Source organism: Streptomyces sp. NPDC052043, assembly GCF_044548235.1.
Classification (GTDB): Bacteria; Actinomycetota; Actinomycetes; order Streptomycetales; family Streptomycetaceae; genus Streptomyces.
Window position 1 is genome coordinate 503110 of the sequence record NZ_JBIUBT010000002.1, and the last position, 17468, is coordinate 520577.

At 70.8% G+C, this 17468-nt stretch carries 13 protein-coding genes and 2 pseudogenes; 3 read left to right on the plus strand and 12 right to left on the minus strand.

Features of this window, described 5'->3' with window-relative positions; translation table 11 throughout:
* Nucleotides 1-13 precede the first annotated feature (13 nt).
* From ACIHCX_RS06885 to ACIHCX_RS06915, 7 genes are all read right to left on the minus strand, one after another.
* Nucleotides 14-748 carry a hypothetical protein gene (locus ACIHCX_RS06885; protein WP_400027343.1) on the minus strand — a complete coding sequence of 245 codons (735 nt, stop codon included), beginning with the start codon at nucleotides 746-748 and terminating at the stop codon, nucleotides 14-16.
* Nucleotides 745-2049, minus strand: coding sequence for a putative T7SS-secreted protein (locus ACIHCX_RS06890; protein ID WP_400027345.1), 1305 nt, complete (start codon nucleotides 2047-2049; stop codon nucleotides 745-747). Before ACIHCX_RS06890 ends, ACIHCX_RS06885 begins: the two co-directional genes overlap by 4 nt.
* 2 nt (nucleotides 2050-2051) lie before the next feature.
* Nucleotides 2052-2369 carry a hypothetical protein gene (locus ACIHCX_RS06895; protein ID WP_400027347.1) on the minus strand — a complete coding sequence of 106 codons (318 nt, stop codon included), beginning with the start codon at nucleotides 2367-2369 and terminating at the stop codon, nucleotides 2052-2054.
* A 155-nt stretch (nucleotides 2370-2524) separates the two neighbouring features.
* Entirely contained in the window at nucleotides 2525-3148 is a 624-nt protein-coding gene (locus ACIHCX_RS06900; RefSeq protein WP_400027348.1) for a hypothetical protein, read from the minus strand.
* A gap of 462 nt (nucleotides 3149-3610) precedes the next feature.
* Nucleotides 3611-4432, minus strand: coding sequence for a hypothetical protein (locus ACIHCX_RS06905; RefSeq protein WP_400027350.1), 822 nt, complete (start codon nucleotides 4430-4432; stop codon nucleotides 3611-3613).
* A complete protein-coding gene (locus tag ACIHCX_RS06910) occupies nucleotides 4432-5697 on the minus strand; it encodes a VWA domain-containing protein (protein ID WP_400027351.1) in 1266 nt (421 codons plus the stop codon). Before ACIHCX_RS06910 ends, ACIHCX_RS06905 begins: the two co-directional genes overlap by 1 nt.
* A 9-nt stretch (nucleotides 5698-5706) precedes the next feature.
* Complete coding sequence (locus ACIHCX_RS06915) at nucleotides 5707-7239, minus strand: IucA/IucC family protein (RefSeq protein WP_400027353.1); 1533 nt, start codon at nucleotides 7237-7239, stop codon at nucleotides 5707-5709.
* Between the two features lie 111 nt (nucleotides 7240-7350).
* On the opposite strand from ACIHCX_RS06915, the gene ACIHCX_RS06920 reads away from it, so the two are divergent.
* Together ACIHCX_RS06920 and ACIHCX_RS06925 are read left to right on the plus strand one after the other, a co-directional pair.
* Nucleotides 7351-8856 (plus strand): IucA/IucC family protein, encoded by a 1506-nt coding sequence (locus ACIHCX_RS06920; protein WP_400027355.1) that lies wholly within the window; start codon nucleotides 7351-7353, stop codon nucleotides 8854-8856.
* A gap of 543 nt (nucleotides 8857-9399) precedes the next feature.
* Nucleotides 9400-11805 (plus strand): lamin tail domain-containing protein, encoded by a 2406-nt coding sequence (locus ACIHCX_RS06925; RefSeq protein ID WP_400027708.1) that lies wholly within the window; start codon nucleotides 9400-9402, stop codon nucleotides 11803-11805.
* A gap of 117 nt (nucleotides 11806-11922) precedes the next feature.
* On the opposite strand, the gene ACIHCX_RS06930 is transcribed toward ACIHCX_RS06925, so the two are convergent.
* The 4 genes and pseudogenes from ACIHCX_RS06930 to ACIHCX_RS06945 all read right to left on the minus strand — a co-directional run.
* Entirely contained in the window at nucleotides 11923-13887 is a 1965-nt protein-coding gene (locus ACIHCX_RS06930; protein ID WP_400027356.1) for an FAD-dependent oxidoreductase, read from the minus strand.
* A gap of 20 nt (nucleotides 13888-13907) precedes the next feature.
* Nucleotides 13908-14486: a TetR/AcrR family transcriptional regulator gene (locus tag ACIHCX_RS06935; RefSeq protein WP_400027358.1), complete on the minus strand. Its 579-nt coding sequence runs from the start codon at nucleotides 14484-14486 to the stop codon at nucleotides 13908-13910.
* Between the two features lie 121 nt (nucleotides 14487-14607).
* Nucleotides 14608-14889 (minus strand): annotated as a pseudogene (locus tag ACIHCX_RS06940) (glycosyltransferase); the annotation flags it as partial.
* Between the two features lie 83 nt (nucleotides 14890-14972).
* A pseudogene (locus ACIHCX_RS06945) lies at nucleotides 14973-15425 on the minus strand (NAD-dependent epimerase/dehydratase family protein); the annotation flags it as partial.
* On the opposite strand from ACIHCX_RS06945, the gene ACIHCX_RS06950 reads away from it, so the two are divergent.
* Complete coding sequence (locus ACIHCX_RS06950) at nucleotides 15333-16709, plus strand: glycosyltransferase 87 family protein (protein WP_400027359.1); 1377 nt, start codon at nucleotides 15333-15335, stop codon at nucleotides 16707-16709. The pseudogene ACIHCX_RS06945 and the gene ACIHCX_RS06950 overlap by 93 nt on opposite strands.
* A gap of 35 nt (nucleotides 16710-16744) precedes the next feature.
* Here the strand turns inward: ACIHCX_RS06950 and ACIHCX_RS06955 are convergent, their stop codons facing one another.
* Nucleotides 16745-17188 (minus strand): GtrA family protein, encoded by a 444-nt coding sequence (locus ACIHCX_RS06955; protein WP_400027361.1) that lies wholly within the window; start codon nucleotides 17186-17188, stop codon nucleotides 16745-16747.
* Between the last annotated feature and the right edge of the window lie 280 nt (nucleotides 17189-17468).

A 17468-nucleotide genomic window follows, 5' to 3' on the forward strand; every position in this document is an offset into this window, starting at 1 on the left:
CGCGTACCAGCGCTCATGCTTGTTTCGCCGTCCCTTCAGCGCGCGGACTGTCGGTCGGCCGCGTGTTCTCCTCGACCGGTTCATCAACGGAGACCGACTTCATGATGCCGCTGAGCACATTGAGGTACTCGGTCCAGTGCTCGACGTCCTGGGTCGTGAAGACGAACAGAGCCGAACCCGGGCCGGTCTTCAAAGGCACGCAGAACTGCGCCTGCCGGACCGTGGCGGGTACAGGGTCGTCCAGACCGAAGAACGCGCCAGGGACGAGCAGATCCTGATCACGGATGCACAGGGCCGAAGGGCCGTACGGCAGCATGACCAGACCGACCTCGGCGTCCGGAAACATCTCGCGCCACTGAACCGCCGTACGCTTCGCCGTCCCCTGTCTGTCCTGGTTCTCCGGGCCGGCCATCGGTCTCTCGACGAGCACGCACAGTATGCACTGAGACAGTTCCCCGTCGGACATGCGCAAGAGGCAGCTCGACACGTGTTCGGCGCCTGCCGAGACCATCGCCTGCAGGAAGTACTCACCCGACACGACGAGGCTGAACTTTTGTTCCGGTGTGGCGGTGGCGAAAAGCAAGTCAGTGGCGTCCGCCATCTTCATCATGCGTGCCTCGGAGTCCTCGTTGAGATCGAACTCCAGGAAGCCAGGTGGGAGTGTGAACCAGAGGTCGGCTCCATCCGTGGCGGAGGGGGCAGCCGCTTCGGACTCTGCCGTCGTGTTCAGGCTGATGGACGCCGTCATTTCGTCAGCTCCCAGCCACCCAGGCCAATGAGACTGCCGATGGCGACGGCGCCGCCGAACTTGCCGCCGCTGGTACCCACGGCGATGTTGCCCGTGCCGGTGCCCCAGGTGGCTGCGTTGGTCCCGGCGGCGGTCTTCTTGTAGGCGTTGATCGCGGTCGGAGCCGTCAGTGTGAGGGTGGTTCCGGCCTGGATGTACTCCGTCGCGGTCAGGGCGGCATTGCGTGAGACTCCAAGCTTGCTGGCAACGGCCATCACCGGTTTGTCGATCGCTCTGACGACAGGGTCCGCCTCCTTCGCCGCTTGTTTCGTCACTGCGGTGGCCGTCTTGATCCCGACTTTGCTGCCCTTGGCGAGACCACCAGCCGCTCGCGTGGCTTTCCAACCGGCCTTGACCCCTGCTGCGCCCGGCACCATGCCGAGTGCGTCGCCGCCCAACGTGAGCCAGTTGCCGAGCCGCTCTCCGGTGGGAGGAAAAAGCCCCGACGCACCGTAGGACGCCGCATGCGCAAGGAACGCGACAGCGCTCAGCCCGACTGCCAGCGGAGCCAGAACCGGGCAGAAGATGGCGATGACGCCGACGACGGCCGCCGCGACGCCGATCCAATCCGCGTGGTCCTTGATCCAGTTGCCGACTTCGGCGAGCAGATCTCCCACCTGGCCCGGCAGGTCCGCCAGCGCCTTGCCGAGGTTTTCCATGGCGTGGCCGAGTTTCTCCCAGGTGCCGGGCTCGTTCGGGGCGATGTCCATCGCGGTCTTCAGGCGCTCGGCCGTGCCCTTGCCGTACTCCTGGTAGCTCTTGGCCATCCTGCGGCCCTTGCGGCGCAGTTCGTCCAGCTCCAGCGTTTTGGTGTTCACCGCGCGGTTGGCGTCCTGGACCTTGTCCTTGTGGTCCTGGGAGTCCTTCGTGTCCTGGTCCGCCCGATTGAGATTGTTGACCTTGTCGTAGGCCTTGCCCAGTTGGTCGTTGATCTCGGCGGCCTGGGCCTCCAGCTTCGTGGCGGCCTTCTGCTTGCGTTCCATGTACCCCGCCCAGTCCTCCAGGGCGGTGGCGGAGTCCTGGAACGAATCGCGGGCGTCGTCCATGCGCGGGCGGAATTCGTCGTCGAACTTCTTCCGGAACTCCTCCGCCGCCTCGCCCTCCCAGTCGCCGGCGCCCGTACCGTGCAGTACCTGGCAGATCTCGTCGAGGGCCTTCGCCGTCCTGCGGACCGTCTTGGCCACGTCGTCGGCCACCGTGTGGTCGCCGGGGCAGGGCACGAAGCCCAGGGCCGGAAAGTCCTCCAGCTTTGCTTCGGCCATGGTTACTTCTCCGCTCCCTTACCGCCGTCCTTGCCCTTCTTCCGGTTCGCTTCGGCGAGTTCGGCGTCCAGATCCTCGAAGGCCTGCTTGACCGTGAGCAGTGCCTTGGACGCCTTTCCGGAGAACTTCGTCAGCTGCTTGATGCCGTACGACCACTCGTCACCGAAGTCGTCCATACGCTTGGCGAGTTCGGGTACACCCATGGAGTCCCCGGTGACCCGCTCCATGTCCCGTCCCGGCTTCTTCATGAGGTGGGCTATGTGGTCGAGGTTGTGCCTCACTCGGTTCAGCACCGCGTAGTCGATCGACAGGTCACTCATGTCGCCCCCGGTTCGTCGATGCCTGACCCGCAGATGAGTTGATACGTAACACCGAAGCGGTGAGCGCGGCCATGGGCGGCCGGGCGTGGCGGTTCACGTGTGGACTCCAGGTGGGGCCAGAGGTGTTTTGATCAAGGCGATGCTATCCACGACTGTCAGTCGAGCGGCACTTCCTCGACCACGGTCTCCTTGAACCGCCACAAGCCCTGGTTCCCCCACGCCTCGGCACGCAGCCCCGTCTCCCAGGCGACACGGGCGGCTTGGTGCTGCGACAGGGCGGGGTAGTCCTCCGGGCGCAGCTTGATGTACCCATGATGGTCAGAGGGGCAGGTCCGCAGGGCCTCACGCAGCTTGTCCTCCTGCTCGGGACGGACCTTGTGTTCGCGGGTCGCCATTTTCCGCGTGTCCCGCCGTCCTGCCGCGTCCGATCCCCGCCAAGTCGTCCAGCCGACGGCGACGAGTGCGGCAAGGGCGAGTGCCCCGGCACCCAGCAACTCGGCCGTGGGGTCGGCCTGTCCGGGCGGGCGAGGGCCGAGTTCTCCCTCGGGGTCCTCGATGACGGTCAAGACCTGGCCGACGTCGTAGAGGTCGGACGTCGTTTGCATGTCGGGTCCCGGGACCCTGGTGCCGTCGCGGTGTTCCAGCCTGTAGTGCGAGAGCTGGCCCTTGCGTCCCTGCGGCGGGTCGAGCCATTCCTTCACGACTGTGGCGCTGACCCTTTCACCGCGGTGCTGGATGGTCAGGTCGTCGCGAGCCATGCCGATGACGTGTACGCACATCACGGACACGATCGTGATGAACAGTGCAGCGGACAGAGCCGATTCCCTGGCCCCCCAGCTTCTCGATGAGCAGGGCGAGAACGACGCAGTGCACAATCCACAGAAGGACCTGGACAACGGTGCCGACGTGGTTCGTCAGGAAGAACATCCCCACGATCGCTGCGAGCACATAGCAGCCGATGGCGACAGCCAGGGTGACGGGAAACCGCGTACGCCTTCTGCGCGCCTCGGTCTCCGGGGCTGCGCTCATGTCCTGTTCTCCCTTTCTGGTCAGGGGTTTTCGGTACGGTACCGGCGGCAGTGGTCCAGCCCTTCCCCGGCCGCCCCCGGCAAGGGAGTGCCGGTCGGCTGCCAGGCAGGGGCGAAGGCGTTGCGCGAGGCCCGGGCATGAGAGAAGCCCGCCCCCTGTAATGCACCAGGGGGCGGGCCTTCAAGAAGGGGAGTGCCGGGCGGAGGCGTACGTCAGTAGCCCTGCGGCACCCGCGAGGGGCGTCCCGAGCCGCGGGTCAGCGCGTACCCGCCGATGCCCGCGAGCGCGGCCAGCACGCCGCCGATGCCGGTCCACACCCAGCGGTCGGACCACCAGCCGCCGGACCAGCCGCCGTCCGGCTCGATGCTCGAGAGTACGGCCGGCTTCTTCGACCCCTCGCCGTCGTCCGAACCGCCGCCGTCCTGCTCGGACTTGACCGCGATACCCGGGGTCAGCGGCTGCGCGAGCGAGCCGTCGACCGCCGCGGCGCCGCCGATGTCCTTGGAGTCGGCCCTCACCTCGGCGCTCACCGGCAGACCCAGGTCGGAGGCGGGCAGGCCGACCACGGTGAGCCGGATGTAGTACGTGCCCGGCAGCGGGTCGTTGGCCCACGGCTCCGACCAGGCCCGGACCGTGCGCAGGACGCAGGCCAGGTCGATCGAGGCGGTGCCCTCGGCGGCGGTGCGCGTCTGGGCGCCGTACTGGCAGGACTGGCGGCGCCGCAGACCGTCGTAGACGTCGATCTGCCAGGTCTGCGAGGCGTGCGTCTCGGGCAGCTTCACCGTCGCCTTGACGGTGGGGCGCTGCCCGGCGTCCGCGGCGAACGACCAGTACAGGTAGTCGCCGGTGGAGCCGCTGGCGGTCGCCTGCTGCCCCTGCTCGATCTCGGTCGCGGTACGGAACGAGGTGCCCGCCTGGCTGGGCGCCCCGCTGTCGCCGGACGGGTCCGCCGACGGTGACGAGTCGGCCGCCGCGGGACCCGCGGCCAGCCCGAGCGCCAGCAGGGTGGCACTCAACACACGGGTGGTACGCATCAGTTCGTCCTCCAGATCGCGAGCCGCCAACGCGAGACCCAGCCCCACAGCAGACCCGCGACGAAGCCGGTGAGCACCAGCGCGCCGAGCAGCCACCAGCCGCGGCCGAGTCCGAACGAGGCCACGTCGCTCGACGTGCCCGGACCGTCCACCACGTCGACGGTCAGTTCCAGCGGCAGACCCGGCGAGGTCTTCACCCCGGAGGTCGGCGAGAACGCGTTGGTGATCTGAAGGCACACGGTCTCGGCGGGGGCGCTCTCGTCGTCGCTCTCGGGCTTCGGGTAGCGCAGACCCGTGGAGATCACGTCCGTGCGGCCGTTGCCCGCCGCCTCACCGCGCACGATCTCCCGTCCGCGCTCGGTCACGGCCCGCACCAGCAGGCCGTAGTCCGGGTCGACGGCCCGGTCCGCGGCGACGCTCACCGAGGCCCGCAGCTCCTGCCCGGGGTTGACGTCCACGCGGTACCAGCGCTGCTGCCCGAACTCCTCGCGGTCCGTGTACAGGCCGGACTTGAGCGTCGGCGCCTTCGCGCACTCGGTGGCACCCTCCGTGGCCACCGGCGTCACCACCGGGTCGGCGGCGCGGTCGACGACCTGACGGACGCGGTCGCTGAGTTCCTCCTTGTGCTGGACGGAGGTGTAGGTGCCGCCGGTCGCCTCCGCGATGCAGATGAGCTGGTCGCGGGTCTTGGCGTCCGGCACCAGGCCGAGGGTGTCGATGGTCAGACCGATGCCCTTGGCCGCGATCTCGCGGGCCACCTCGCACGGGTCCAGCGGCTGACAGGTGTCCTCACCGTCGGTGATCAGGACGATCCGGCGCATGCCGTCGCCGCCGTCGAGGTCGGTGGCCGCCGCCTGCAGCGCGGGCCCGATCGGCGTCCAGCCGGTCGGCGCCAGCGTGGCCACCGCCGTCTTGGCCTCGGTGCGGTTCAGCGGGCCGACCGGGTAGAGCAGTGCGGTGTCCTTGCAGCCCTCCTTGCGGTCATTGCCAGGGTAGTTGGCACCGAGGGTGCGGATACCGAGCTGGACCTCCTCGGGGGTCGCGTCGAGCACCTCGTTGAACGCCTGCTTGGCCGCGGCCATCCGCGTCCCGCCGTCGATGTCGCGGGTCCGCATGGATCCGCTGACGTCCAGGACGAGTTCGACCTTCGGGGCGTCCTGCCCCTCCATCTCGTCGGCTGTCGCACCGGCGGGACAGGCCATCCCGGCCGTCAGGGCGGCGAGCAGAGCACAGACTCCTGCCGCCAGCCGTTGTCTTGTGATCATCGGCGGATCCTATTGATCGGATGGACCGGGGACCAAAACGAGCGGGTTGGGCAGCCCGGTCCACTGGTCTCCGGGAGTGTGCGGAGACAGCCGCATCAGCGTCAACGCCTTCGCGGGAAGCGGCTGTTCGCACAGCGCCACGAGGTCCGGGGTGCGCGGCAGATCCCGTACGGCCGGGCCCAGTGCCGCCCGCAGCGCGGCCGCCGATCCGGCCGTCTGCGCCAGCGCGCCCGCCACCAGCGAGCCGAACAGCTTGCGGCGCAGGGCGGTCGGGTCGTCGGTGAGGTTCCGGGCGGGCAACTCCGGTACGGGGATGCCGTGTCGGGTCAGCCGGGCGGGGCTGATCCGGATGTCGGCGAGGTCGCGGTAGACCAGCCGCAGCGGGGAGCCGGACCCGGACAGCACGACGAGCAGGTTCTGCCCGTGCGCCTCCAGGGCCACCCCCAGGTCCAGCAGACGCAGTCCGACGCTCAGCGCCAGGTGCGCGAACTCGCCCGCCCAGGCAGGTGAGTCGGGCAGGCCCGTGGTGGGCAGCGCCGCCACCGGCACGACGTGTTCCCCGGGTGCGGCGTACGTCCGCGGCGACTCGCGCCACAGGGCCGCCAGATCGGGGGAGCCCGAGGTCGCCGCGCCCAGGGTGCGGGTGATGTGCAGCAGGCCGTCCGTACGGCCCGCCAGGTCCACGGCGAAGGCCGACAAGACGGCGGAGGCGGTCACCGAGCCGACCGAGATGTCCCGCACCGAGGACGTCAGCCGGGCGCTGAGCGCGGTCTTGACGTGCGTCCCGCCGGGCACGGCCAGGGTGCGCAGCGACATCAGCGGACGGGCCGTGAGGACACCCTCCCCGCGTGGCTGCCCGAGCACGTGCGCCGCCTGCCAGGGGTGCACGGGGATCAGCAACCGCCCCCCGTCCCGCAGGTCCTGCGGCCACTCCCCGCTCACCAGGCACTCCCGCTCCGGCACCGGCAGCAGGCCCAGTTCGACCGACGGCCGGTGCTCGGGCCCGTACGCGAGCTGCTCGGCGACCGAGAAACCCGGCCGGGAACGGCAGTTGGGGTGGAAGGGATGGCCGTCGACCACCCGCTGCTCCCACTGCCAGTCCGCCACCGGCCACTCCTCGTGGTGCGCCTCCTCACCGGGGGGCTGATCGGCCCGCGACAGCGCCAGCGAGGCGACGCTGTGCGCCAGTTCGGCGGCGAGGGCGTCGCCGTGCGGCACGGCGAGGTCCCTCGTCAGCCGCGCCGGATCCTCGTGCGCCGTCCCGGCCAGACGTACGGCGGTGACGTACGCGGAGGTGGCGTACGGGTCGCACGGGGGCCCCTCCAGCCGGCGGCCGTCGCGCAGCCGCAGCACGAGCGCGTCCCGCGTGCGCTCCCGGCCGGTGATCCACGGCAGCGGCTCGTGGGCGAGCGCGCGCCACAGCCGGGTCAGTACGGCGGCCCGCGCGCCGTGCAGCAGCGCCGCGTACCGTGAGACCAGGTCGGGCCGCACGGCGGCCAGCTCCTCGGCGACCGCGGTCTCGATGGCTGGGGGACGGTGCACGGTCGGACTCCTCCGATAGCGGGCGGGCGTCACGTCGGCGCGTGCCGGGCAGACATACTGATCCCCTTCGCACCGTGTGGACTTATGGACCGAACGGACCGAGTAAAACGCATGGAGCTCACACCCCCCACCGACGACATCGCGGAGCGCGCCGACGCGTATGCGGCCGCGCCCCTGCTGAACTGCCTGATCCGCGAGGTCGCGCAGCCCCATCCGGATCGGGGCGGGCGCAGCACGTACCGGCTGCCGGGCGGGGACCGGCTGCTGCGGGTGCGCGACGGGCGGCGGCCCACCGCGCCGGAGGTGTACGCGGCAGGCGGCTGGCAGCGGATCGAACACCCGGAACTGGTCAAACTCGTGGCCGAGGAGCTGCGCCGGCACACGGGCCTGTCCAACGACGAGTTGCCCGCCGAGATGATCGACAGCCGGGAGGCGGTGGCGGCGCTGCTCGCCGCCCGCGACCGCGTGCCGGCGCCCGAGGACCCGTACCTGCGGTCCGAGCAGGCGCTCGTCACCGGCCACCCGTACCACCCGGCGCCCAAGGCGCGCGGTGGCGGGCCGGTCGCCTCCTGGCTGCCGTACGCACCCGAGGCGCACGCCCGTTTCCCCCTGGTGCTGCTCGGGGTGCGGGAGGACGTGGTCGCCGAGGAGGGCGACACCTCGGCACTCGACGCGCTGGGCCAGGCCCCGCCCGGCTACCGGCTGCTGCCCGCCCACCCCTGGCAGCTGGAACTGGTCGGCCGCGGCCTCGCCGGGGCCTTCGCCGACGGGCGGCTGCTGCGGCTGGGCACGACGGCCCGCGCGGTGTGGCCCACCGCGGCGGTCCGCACCGTCCACGTCCCCGGCGCGGACCTCTTCCTGAAGTTCAGCCTGGACGTGCGGATCACCAACGACGTACGGCGGCTGTGGCGGCACGACCTGCGCCGGCTGCGCCGCACCGACACGGCGGTCGCGGCCGCCTTCGCGCATCTGCCGGGCCCGGCGGCCTGGCTGTCCGACCGCGGCTACCGCACCGCCTCCTTCGCCTTCGAGGAACTGGCCGTCGTCGTCCGCGACGGACTGGACGGGCACCTGGTGCCCGGCGCGACCCCGCTGCTCGCCGCGGCCCTGGCCGAGGGCTTCGACGGCAACCCGCTGGACGGTCCGGCGGACCCGGCGCTGTGGTGGGAGGCGTATCTGCGCCAGGTCGTACCCCCCGCCCTCGGGGTCTTCGCGCGGCACGGCGTCGTCGTGGAGGCCCACCTGCAGAACTCGCTGGTCGCCGTGGACGCCTCGGGCATCCCCGTGCAGGCGCTGTTCCGGGACGCCGAGGGCGTCAAGCTGCTGCCGGACGTCTCCCGTGCCGCCGGATGGGAGCGACTGGTGTACTGCCTGGTCGTCAACCACCTCAGTGAGATCGCCGCCGCCCTCGCCGAACGCCACCCGGGTCTCGACCCCTGGCCCGCCGCCCGCCGTGAACTCGCGCGCCACGATGTGCCCGAGGCCGCCGCCCTGCTGACCTCGCCGACCGTGCCCGGCAAGACGAACCTGCTGCTGCGCTGGACCGGCGCGGACGGTGCCGCGGCCCGCTACCGGCAGCTGCCGAACCCGCTCGTGAGCGCCGGAACCCCAGGCTGATCGCCGGCCGGCCCCGGGCTGAACCTCGGCCGACCCCCGGTTGATCCCGGAGGGTCCGTGCCCGCGGCGTCGATGCCGAACGGCCCGCGAGCGACGGGCATTTCGCCGCGCCGAACCCCGCACCACCCCTGCCGTGACCAACCGCTCACCCGTTGGCTTCGGGACGAGTGGATCTTCGTCGACCGCCGTTCATCTTCCGGCGCTGGAATGTGGGGACCGGACCACCCGGACGGGATGTCACCTCATCCCCCTCGCGGCCGCTCCGTGGAGCGGCTGGCGCACACGCCCGGTGCGCCGGGCAATCCGATGTTGGCAACAGTTTGCCAAAGATCCAGCCCCAGGCCTCTTGCGCGACGGGTCTATGCGCGTAGCTTAAGCGCGTGCCAGACCCCGTCCGTTCAGAGCGGATCCGGGTCGGTCGGCGCTTCCCTCAACGCGCCCTCATCCTTTCCCGGTTCCCCAAGGAGCGTTCCTGTGTCGCACTCCAGCGATGAAACGATCCGCCCCGCGAAGCACCGCGCGGCTCCTCTGCGTAAGAGACTGATACCGCTGGCGATCACCGGCTCGGTGGTGCTGGCCGGAGTGGGCGTTCACTCCGCCTTCGCCACGCCGTCGGCCGACGCCGTCATCTCCGAGGTCTACGGAGGCGGCGGCAACTCCGGTGCCACCCTCACGAACGACTTCATCGAACTGGCCAACGCCGGCGGCGGCGACCTGGACCTTTCCGGCTATACCGTCCAGTACCTGTCCGGCAACCCCGGTCCGACCACCAAGTGGCAGGCCACCCCCCTCACCGGCACCCTTGCCGGCAACGGTCGTTACCTGATCCAGGAGGCCCCGGGCTCCGGCGGCACCGCCGCCCTGCCGACCCCGGACGCCGCCGGCAACATCAACATGTCGGCCACCACCGGCACCGTCGCGCTGGTCAAGGGCACTGACCTGCTGACCTGCGTGACCGCCGAGGACTGCGCCGCCGACTCCCGCGTCAAGGACCTGGTCGGCTTCGGCACCGCCGTCGTCCACGAGGGCTCCGGCCCGGCCGTGGGCGCCAGCAACACCGAGTCGGTCGCCCGCAAGACCCTGGTCGACACCGACGACAACGCCGAGGACTTCACTTTCGGCACCCCCACCCCGGAGAACTCCGCCGGCGACACCGCCGGTGGCGACCCCTCCCCGCAGCCGACCCAGACGCCTCCCGCGGACGCGATCTCGGCGAAGATCCACGACATCCAGGGCACCACCCGGCGCTCCCCGCTCGCCACCAAGGACGTCAAGGACGTCACCGGCATCGTCACCGGTGTCCGCACCACCAGCACGTCCTCGACGTCCAAGGGCTTCTGGATGCAGGACCCCAACGCGGACAACGACCCCCGTACCAGCGAGGGCATCTTCGTCTACACCAGCTCCACCCCCACGGTGAAGGTCGGCGACAGTGTCTCCGTCGCCGGTGTGGTCTCCGAGTACTACCCGGGCGGCTACGACGGCGGCATCCAGTCGATCACCGAGATCATCAAGCCGATGGTCACCGTGCTGTCCAGCGGCAACCCGCTGCCGGCCCCGGTCGTCATCGACAAGAAGAGCGTCCCCACCGCGTGGGCCCCCAAGGGTGACAGCAGCGGCAACATCGAGTACCTCGACCTCGAGCCGACCAAGTACGCCCTGGACTTCTACGAGTCCCTCGAGGGCATGAACGTCCAGATCTCCGACGTCCGTGTCGTCGGCGCCACGGACGCCTACCACGAGATGTGGGTCACGACCGACCCCGACCACAACAAGACCAAGCGCGGCGGTGTCTACTACCCGTCGTACGACGACCCGAACGTGGCTCGTCTCCAGGTCCAGGCGATCAACACCAACGACCCGTTCCCGATGGCGAACGTGGGCGACGAGCTCACCGGTGTCACCGAGGGCCCGCTGGACTACAGCCAGTTCGCCGGCACCTACATTCTCGAGGCCCGCAAGCTCGGCACCCACAAGGACAACGGCCTCCAGCCCGAGGTCACGAGCGAGGCGAAGTCCAACGAGGTCACCATCGGCACGTACAACGTGCAGAACCTCGCGCCGAGCGACCCGCAGGCCAAGTTCGACCGGCTCGGCCACAACCTGGTCACCAACCTCCGCGCCCCCGCCATCGTCGGCGTCGAGGAGATCCAGGACAACAGCGGCGCCGTCGACGACGGCACCGTGGACCCCGACAAGACGCTGGCCAAGCTCACCGACGCCATCGTCGCCGCCGGCGGCCCGCGCTACGAGTACCGTCAGATCAACCCGGTGAACGACAAGGACGGTGGCCAGCCCGGCGGCAACATCCGCACCGTCTTCCTGTTCGACCCGAAGCGGATCAGCTTCGTCGACCGGCCGGGTGGCGACTCCACCACCGCCGTCGATGTCACCGGCCCGAAGGGCAAGCCGGAGCTGACCGTCTCGCCCGGCCGGATCGAGCCGAACGACGAGGCGTGGAACAGCAGCCGCAAGCCGCTGGTGGGCGAGTTCCTCACGAAGAACAACAAGAAGATCTTCGTGATCGCCAACCACTTCAACAGCAAGGGCGGCGACCAGGACATCACCAGCCGCTTCCAGGAGCCGGTCCGCAGCTCCGAGATCCAGCGGGTGAAGCAGGCCACGCTGGAGAACGCCTTCGTCAAGAAGCTCGAGGCCGCCGACCCCAAGGCCCTCATCGTCTCCCTGGGCGACTACAACGACTACCAGTTCTCCACCGCGCTGAAGACCCTGACCGGTGACGGCAAGCAGCTCACCGACATGATCAACACCCTGCCGGTGGACGAGCGCTACTCCTACGTCTTCGACGGCAACTCGCAGGTGCTGGACCACATGCTGGTCAACCCCAGCATGCTGAACAGCGTCACCTACGACGTGGTGCACATCAACTCCGAGTTCGCCGACCAGGTCAGCGACCACGACCCGCAGGTTCTGCGTGTGAAGCCGTAAGGCCGGCGCAGGCCCGCCCGCTCCCGCGCCCAGTACGGCGGGGGTGGGCGGGCCTTTTCGCGTGCCGGATCGCTTCGCCCGTGGGTGCGCGATCCGGTCAGGCGGTGAAGTGACGCGTCACAGCCCGGCTGCCACCGTCAGGCCCTCCAGTACCGCTTCCTCCACGGTCCGAGGGCTGACGCAGTCCCCGACGGCGAAGACGCGGTCGGCCGGGAGACCGGTGGCGACAGGTTCGAGGTCGACGACCGGCTCGTGGCCCTGCGCGAGCACCACGGCCGCGGCGCCGTCGACCAGCACCGGCTCCTCGGTCAGCGTGTGCTGGAGGTAGACGGTGTCACTGTCCGCGCCGTGGATGCGTACATGGGGCACGATGTCGATCCGGGCCCGCGCCGCCTGCGCCAGCATGGCGGCGCGCACGTACTGCTGCAGGTGCTCACCCGCCGCGAAGCCCGTCACGCACAGCGTCACTTTCCGCCCCCGGGCCGCGAGGTGCAGTGCGACGCCCAGGCCGATCCAGTCGCCGCGCCAGTCCGCCACCACGATCCGCCCCCGTGGCACCTCACTGCCCCGGATCACCGCCCAGGCGTCCAGCACCACCGGGTCGTCCATCAGCTCCAGTTCGGGGCGCCGCGGCCGCGCCCCGGTCGCGAGGATCACCGCATCGGGTGCCGCGGCGGTCACGGCCTGCGCGTCGACCCGGGAGCCGACGACGACGCGGACTCCCGCACGCCGTGCCTCGCCCTCGAGATTGGTGATCGCTCCACCGAACTCGGCTCGCCCGGGCAGCAGTTGTGCCAGGAGTACCTGACCGCCCACCCGTCGGTCCGCCTCGTGCAGCTCCACCTCGTGGCCGCGGGCCGCGGCCACCGCCGCGGCCTTCAGACCGGCCGGCCCACCACCCACGACCAGCACCTTCTTGCGTCGCGTGAGGAGCGGCAGCGTGCCGAAGCGGCGTTCGCGCCCGGTCTCCGGGTGCTGGATGCACGAGATCGGATGTCCCTGCTGGAAGTGGCCGATGCACGCCTGGTTGCAGCCGATGCACGCCCGTATTTCCTCGGTGCGGTCCTGCTCCGCCTTGACCGGCAGCTCCGGGTCGCAGATCAGCGCCCTGGTCATCGCGCACGCGTCGGCCTGTCCGCCCGCGATGATCTGCTCGGCCTCCTGCGGCTGGTTGATCCGACCGGCCACCATCACCGGGACACCGACGACGGCGCGCACCTGGGCCGCGAGCGGCGCGGTGTAGCCGGCGGGGCGGAACATGGGCGGGGCGATGTGCTCGGCTCCGGACAGGCTGGCCGAACTGCCCGCGCATACGGAGACGTAGTCGAGCAGTCCCTCGGCGTCGAGCTCGGCGACGGTCTCCAGCACCAGCCCGGTGTTCAGTCCGTCATGGCTGAACTCGTCGCCGGAGATGCGCAGACCCACCACGAAGTCGGGTCCGGCCTGCCGCCGTACGCTGCGCAGCGCCTCGCGCAGGAACCGCAGCCGCCCCTGTCCGTCGCCGCCCCAACCGTCGGTGCGGACGTTGACCTTGGGGTTGAGGAACTGCGCGGGCAGGTAGCCGTGGCTGGCCACGACCTCGGCGCCGTCGAGCCCGGCCTCGTGCAGCCGGCGGGCCGCCTGGCCGTAACCGTCCAGGACCTCGCGGATCTCAGCGTCGGTCATGGCACGCGGCATGACGTGAAAGCGCTCGTTCGGCGTGGCCGACGGCGCCCAGGCGACCGGCGCGCTGCCGTCCCTGGACTCCAGGATCTCCCGGCCGGGATGGAAGAGCTGGCCGAAGACCTTCGCTCCGTGCCGGTGCACCGCCCGTGCGAGGCGGGCATAGGCTGGGACGCAGTCGTCGTTCGTGGCCATCAGTACGTGCGTGGTGTAGCGGGCCGACTCGTGCACCGCGGAGACCTGGAGCACGATCAGGCCCGTACCGCCTGCCGCCCGGGCCTCGTGGTAGGCGATCAGGTCCTCGGTGACCGAGCCGTCCCGGACCAGTACGGTGTCGTGCCCGGAGGACAGGATCCGGTTGCGCACCGTCACCCGACCGATCTGGAGCGGGCTGAACAGATGCGGGAACAGCACTCCCATGGAACGTCCCTTCCTGCAGCTCAGTCGCGGACGCCGAGGACGGCGCGCGCGGTGCCGAGCATCAGCTCGGCGTAGCTCTCGGCGGTGACCCCGGACCCGGCCGCCACCGCCATCTCGCAGCCGTCGACCAGCACGATCAGCGACCCGATCGCGAGGTCCACCGGCAGGGCAGGCGCGAACTCCTGGCTGCGCAGGCCCTCGTGGACGATCTCGGAGAGCATCGTCTGCCACTCGGCGTGTACTCGGCGTACACCGTCGCGCAGTTCCTCCCTCCGGGAGGCGCTGGCGCAGAACTCGATCCAGGTGGCGCAGCGTCTGGCGAGATTCGGATCGGAGGTGAGCGCCTGGACCAGCAGCTCGAAGCGCCGCCACGCCCCGGCCTCCTCCACGGCGGCTTTCCGCCAACGCCGGATCAGGTCGTCGATGGACCAGGCGAAGGCTTCGCGGAACAGGGCGTCGCGGGTTTCGAAGTAGTGCTGCAGGGAGCCGATGGACAGGCCGGCCGTGGTGGCGACGTCACGCAACCGGCCCGCGTCGAAGCCCCGTTCGGCCAGCACTTCGGCTGCCGCCCGCAGGATGCGTTCCCGTTGCTCGTCCATGCCGCTCCCCGGTACCTCGGTAGGTCGCAAATAATAAAGCATTATTGTGACCGCCGACACAATCCCGTACCCCTTGGGGGAGTTGCCCGTCCTGCTCACACCTTGAAAGGGGGCCACCAATGACCAGGAGGGCGGGGCCGTCCGTCACGGCGAGGTAGGCCGCGGCCAGCCGCTCGTCCAGGCCGCCGGGCGCCTGCGGGATCACCTCGATGCCGGGCGGCAGCCAGCGTCCGGGCGCGCCGTCCAGGATGAGCACTCGGCGGCGGGCCGGGCAGCGCAGCACGGTCTCGAGGGTGTCGGCGAGCGCCGCCTCCGCGAGAGCGGCGGCCTGGGCGGGGGTGAACGGCGGGGTGAGCCGGGTTGTGACGTGCCCGGACCGCGGCTCCTTGGCGATCGCCAACAGCGCGGTCGTCCGGCGTCCAGGTCGGCAACCTGGCGCGGGCCCGGCCGGACAGTCCCATGGCGGGCGTAGTCGTAGCGGCCCTCGCCGTAGTACACCATCGATCCGGCCAGGACGAGCTCGCTCACCCGCAGTCGGGCCATGGCCGTGAGCAGGACCGCAGTGCCCAGGTCGTTGCACGCGACGTACTCGGGAGCGTCGCCGAGGTCCCGGCCCAGGCCGACCATCGCCGCCTGGCGGCGGACCGCGTCCACCCCGCGCAGGGATTCCTCGACCACCGCTCGGTCCCGCACGTCGCCGCGGACGAACGCGACGCCGGACGGGAACCGCGACGACGCCTCGGGGGGCTGCGTGTCCAACACGCGCAGCCCGTGCCCGCTGGGTTCTGATCCGACACACGGCGCCGCGAGACCGTCCGGCGCGTTCGCGGCTGCCACTGTGGAGGTGTGGGAGTACGCACGCTCTGCGCCACGACGCTCCTCGCCGCCCTCACGGCCGTCGTCGCCCTGACCGTCCGCATGGGCGGTGATCTCGGCCATCCGGCTGCGCTGCTGTACTGGTATGCCGCCGCCTGGGTGCTCTTCGCCGGCGCGGCGTGGGTGGTGCGCCAGGTGCCGGTGCGCACCGCCGTGGCGCTGATCCTGGCCGGCGGGATCGCCTTGTGCGCGGCGGCGCTCTCGGCTCCGCCGCGCACCAGTGACGACATGTACCGCTACGCGTGGGACGGCCGCGTCCAGGCCGCGGGAGTCTCCCCGTACGCCTACCCGCCGGACGCGCCACAGCTGGCCCGGTTGCGTGATCCGTGGCTCTTCCCCGCCGGGACCGCGTGCCGTGGCTGGGACCTCCACTCGGTGGCCGGTGTGTGCACGCACATCAACAGGCCGTCCGAACGCACGATCTATCCGCCCGTGGCCGAGGGATGGTTCCTGCTGGTGCACGCCGTCTCCCCGGCGGGCGGGCGCCACAAGCCACTGCAACTCGCCGGTGCGGTGATCGCCGTCGCCACGACGGTGGCGCTGCTGCTGGTGCAGCGGCGTACGTGTGGTGACGCCCGACGGGTGGCACTGTGGGCCTGGTGTCCGGCGGTGCCGTTCGCCGCGGTCAACGACGCCCATGTGGACACCCTCGGAGTGTTGCTCACGGTGGCTGCGCTCGGCACGGCCGCGGGAGCACGCCGTGGAGCGCTGCTCGGGGCGGCGATCGCCGTCAAGCTGCTGCCCGTGCTCACCGTCCCCGGTGCACTGTCGGGGGTGCTGGCCCCCGGGCGCGGCCCGCGTGCCCGGCTGCGGGAGATGGCGAGCGTGCTGCTCGCGGCCGTTGGCGTGGTGGCACTCGCCTATCTCCCTCACCTGCTGGCGTCCGGATCCGGGGTCGTGGGCTATCTCCCCGGCTATCTGCGGGAGGAAGGGTACGAGTCGGGCAACGTCGGCCGGTTCGCGCTGCTGCGGCTGGTGCTGCCGGACGCGTGGGCCGGTCCGGCGGCTGTCGCCCTGGTGGCGCTCAGCGCCTGGTATGTCCTGCGGCGTGGCGATCCGGAGCGGCCGTGGCACGGATCGCTGCTGGTCACGGGCACCGCGCTGGTGGTCACCTCACCCGGGTACTACTGGTACGCGCTGCTTGTCGTGGCCCTCGTGGCCATGGGGGGTCGATGGGAGTGGCTCGCCGTCGCCGCCGCGGGCACCGCGCTGTATGTCGCGGGCGCCCTGCAATGGCATGGCGTCCAGGCCACCGCGTACGGGTCGGCCGCCGCGGCGGTGCTCGCCGGCGCACTCGTCCGAGCTCGTGCGCGTGGCGGCAAGGAGTGGCGGCGGGACGGTGCGTGAGGGCAGAGGTGCCGGCCACACCGGGGACGAGGGAGTCATCGGCGGTGGCGTCTGAAGACGACCATCCGCAGGACGGTGAAGCGCACCACGGTCACCAGGGCGAAGCTCGGTGCGAGCACCAGGGTCTCCGCCGCCGGCGAGGCGGTGGGCCGGTAGTGGCGGAAGAGCAGGACGGCCCCCGAGGTGACCAGGTACGCCAGGACGAACAGGCCCCCCGCGGCCAGATGCGCCTGGAGGACCCGGACCGCGGACCCGCGAAAAGTCAGCCGGCGGTTGGCCTCCGTGTTGAGGACGGTGACGACCAGAAGGGAGGCGAAATTGGCCAGGATGGGCGGCGACCAGTGGCGCAGGATCCAGTACAGCGTGGCCTGGGCCACCGTGGAGGCGACGCCGATTCCGGCGAACCAGAACATTTCCCTGGTCAGCGCGGTGCGGCCGGGCCGGGTGGAGGCGTTGCGCCGTGCGCTGAGGCGTCGCACCCCACCAGCATGAGGCCACCGTGCGACCCGTCGGTCCGCGCGGAGCGCCGGTTTCGACTGTTCGGCGGGCAACGGACACCCGTATGCACGCCGGACACGGAACGCCGACCCGATCTGTGCCAGTTTGTAGCTGACGGCTTGACATGCGCTGACGGCGCGGTGGATCTCGATCCACCCTCTGGGGGCGGCCCGGGAAGAGAGGCGGCAGCCGATGGACAGTGGCGGACCACCGCCGGCCCCGGGCTCCGGAGAGCCAAAGCGCCCGAGATCGGACGAGGGT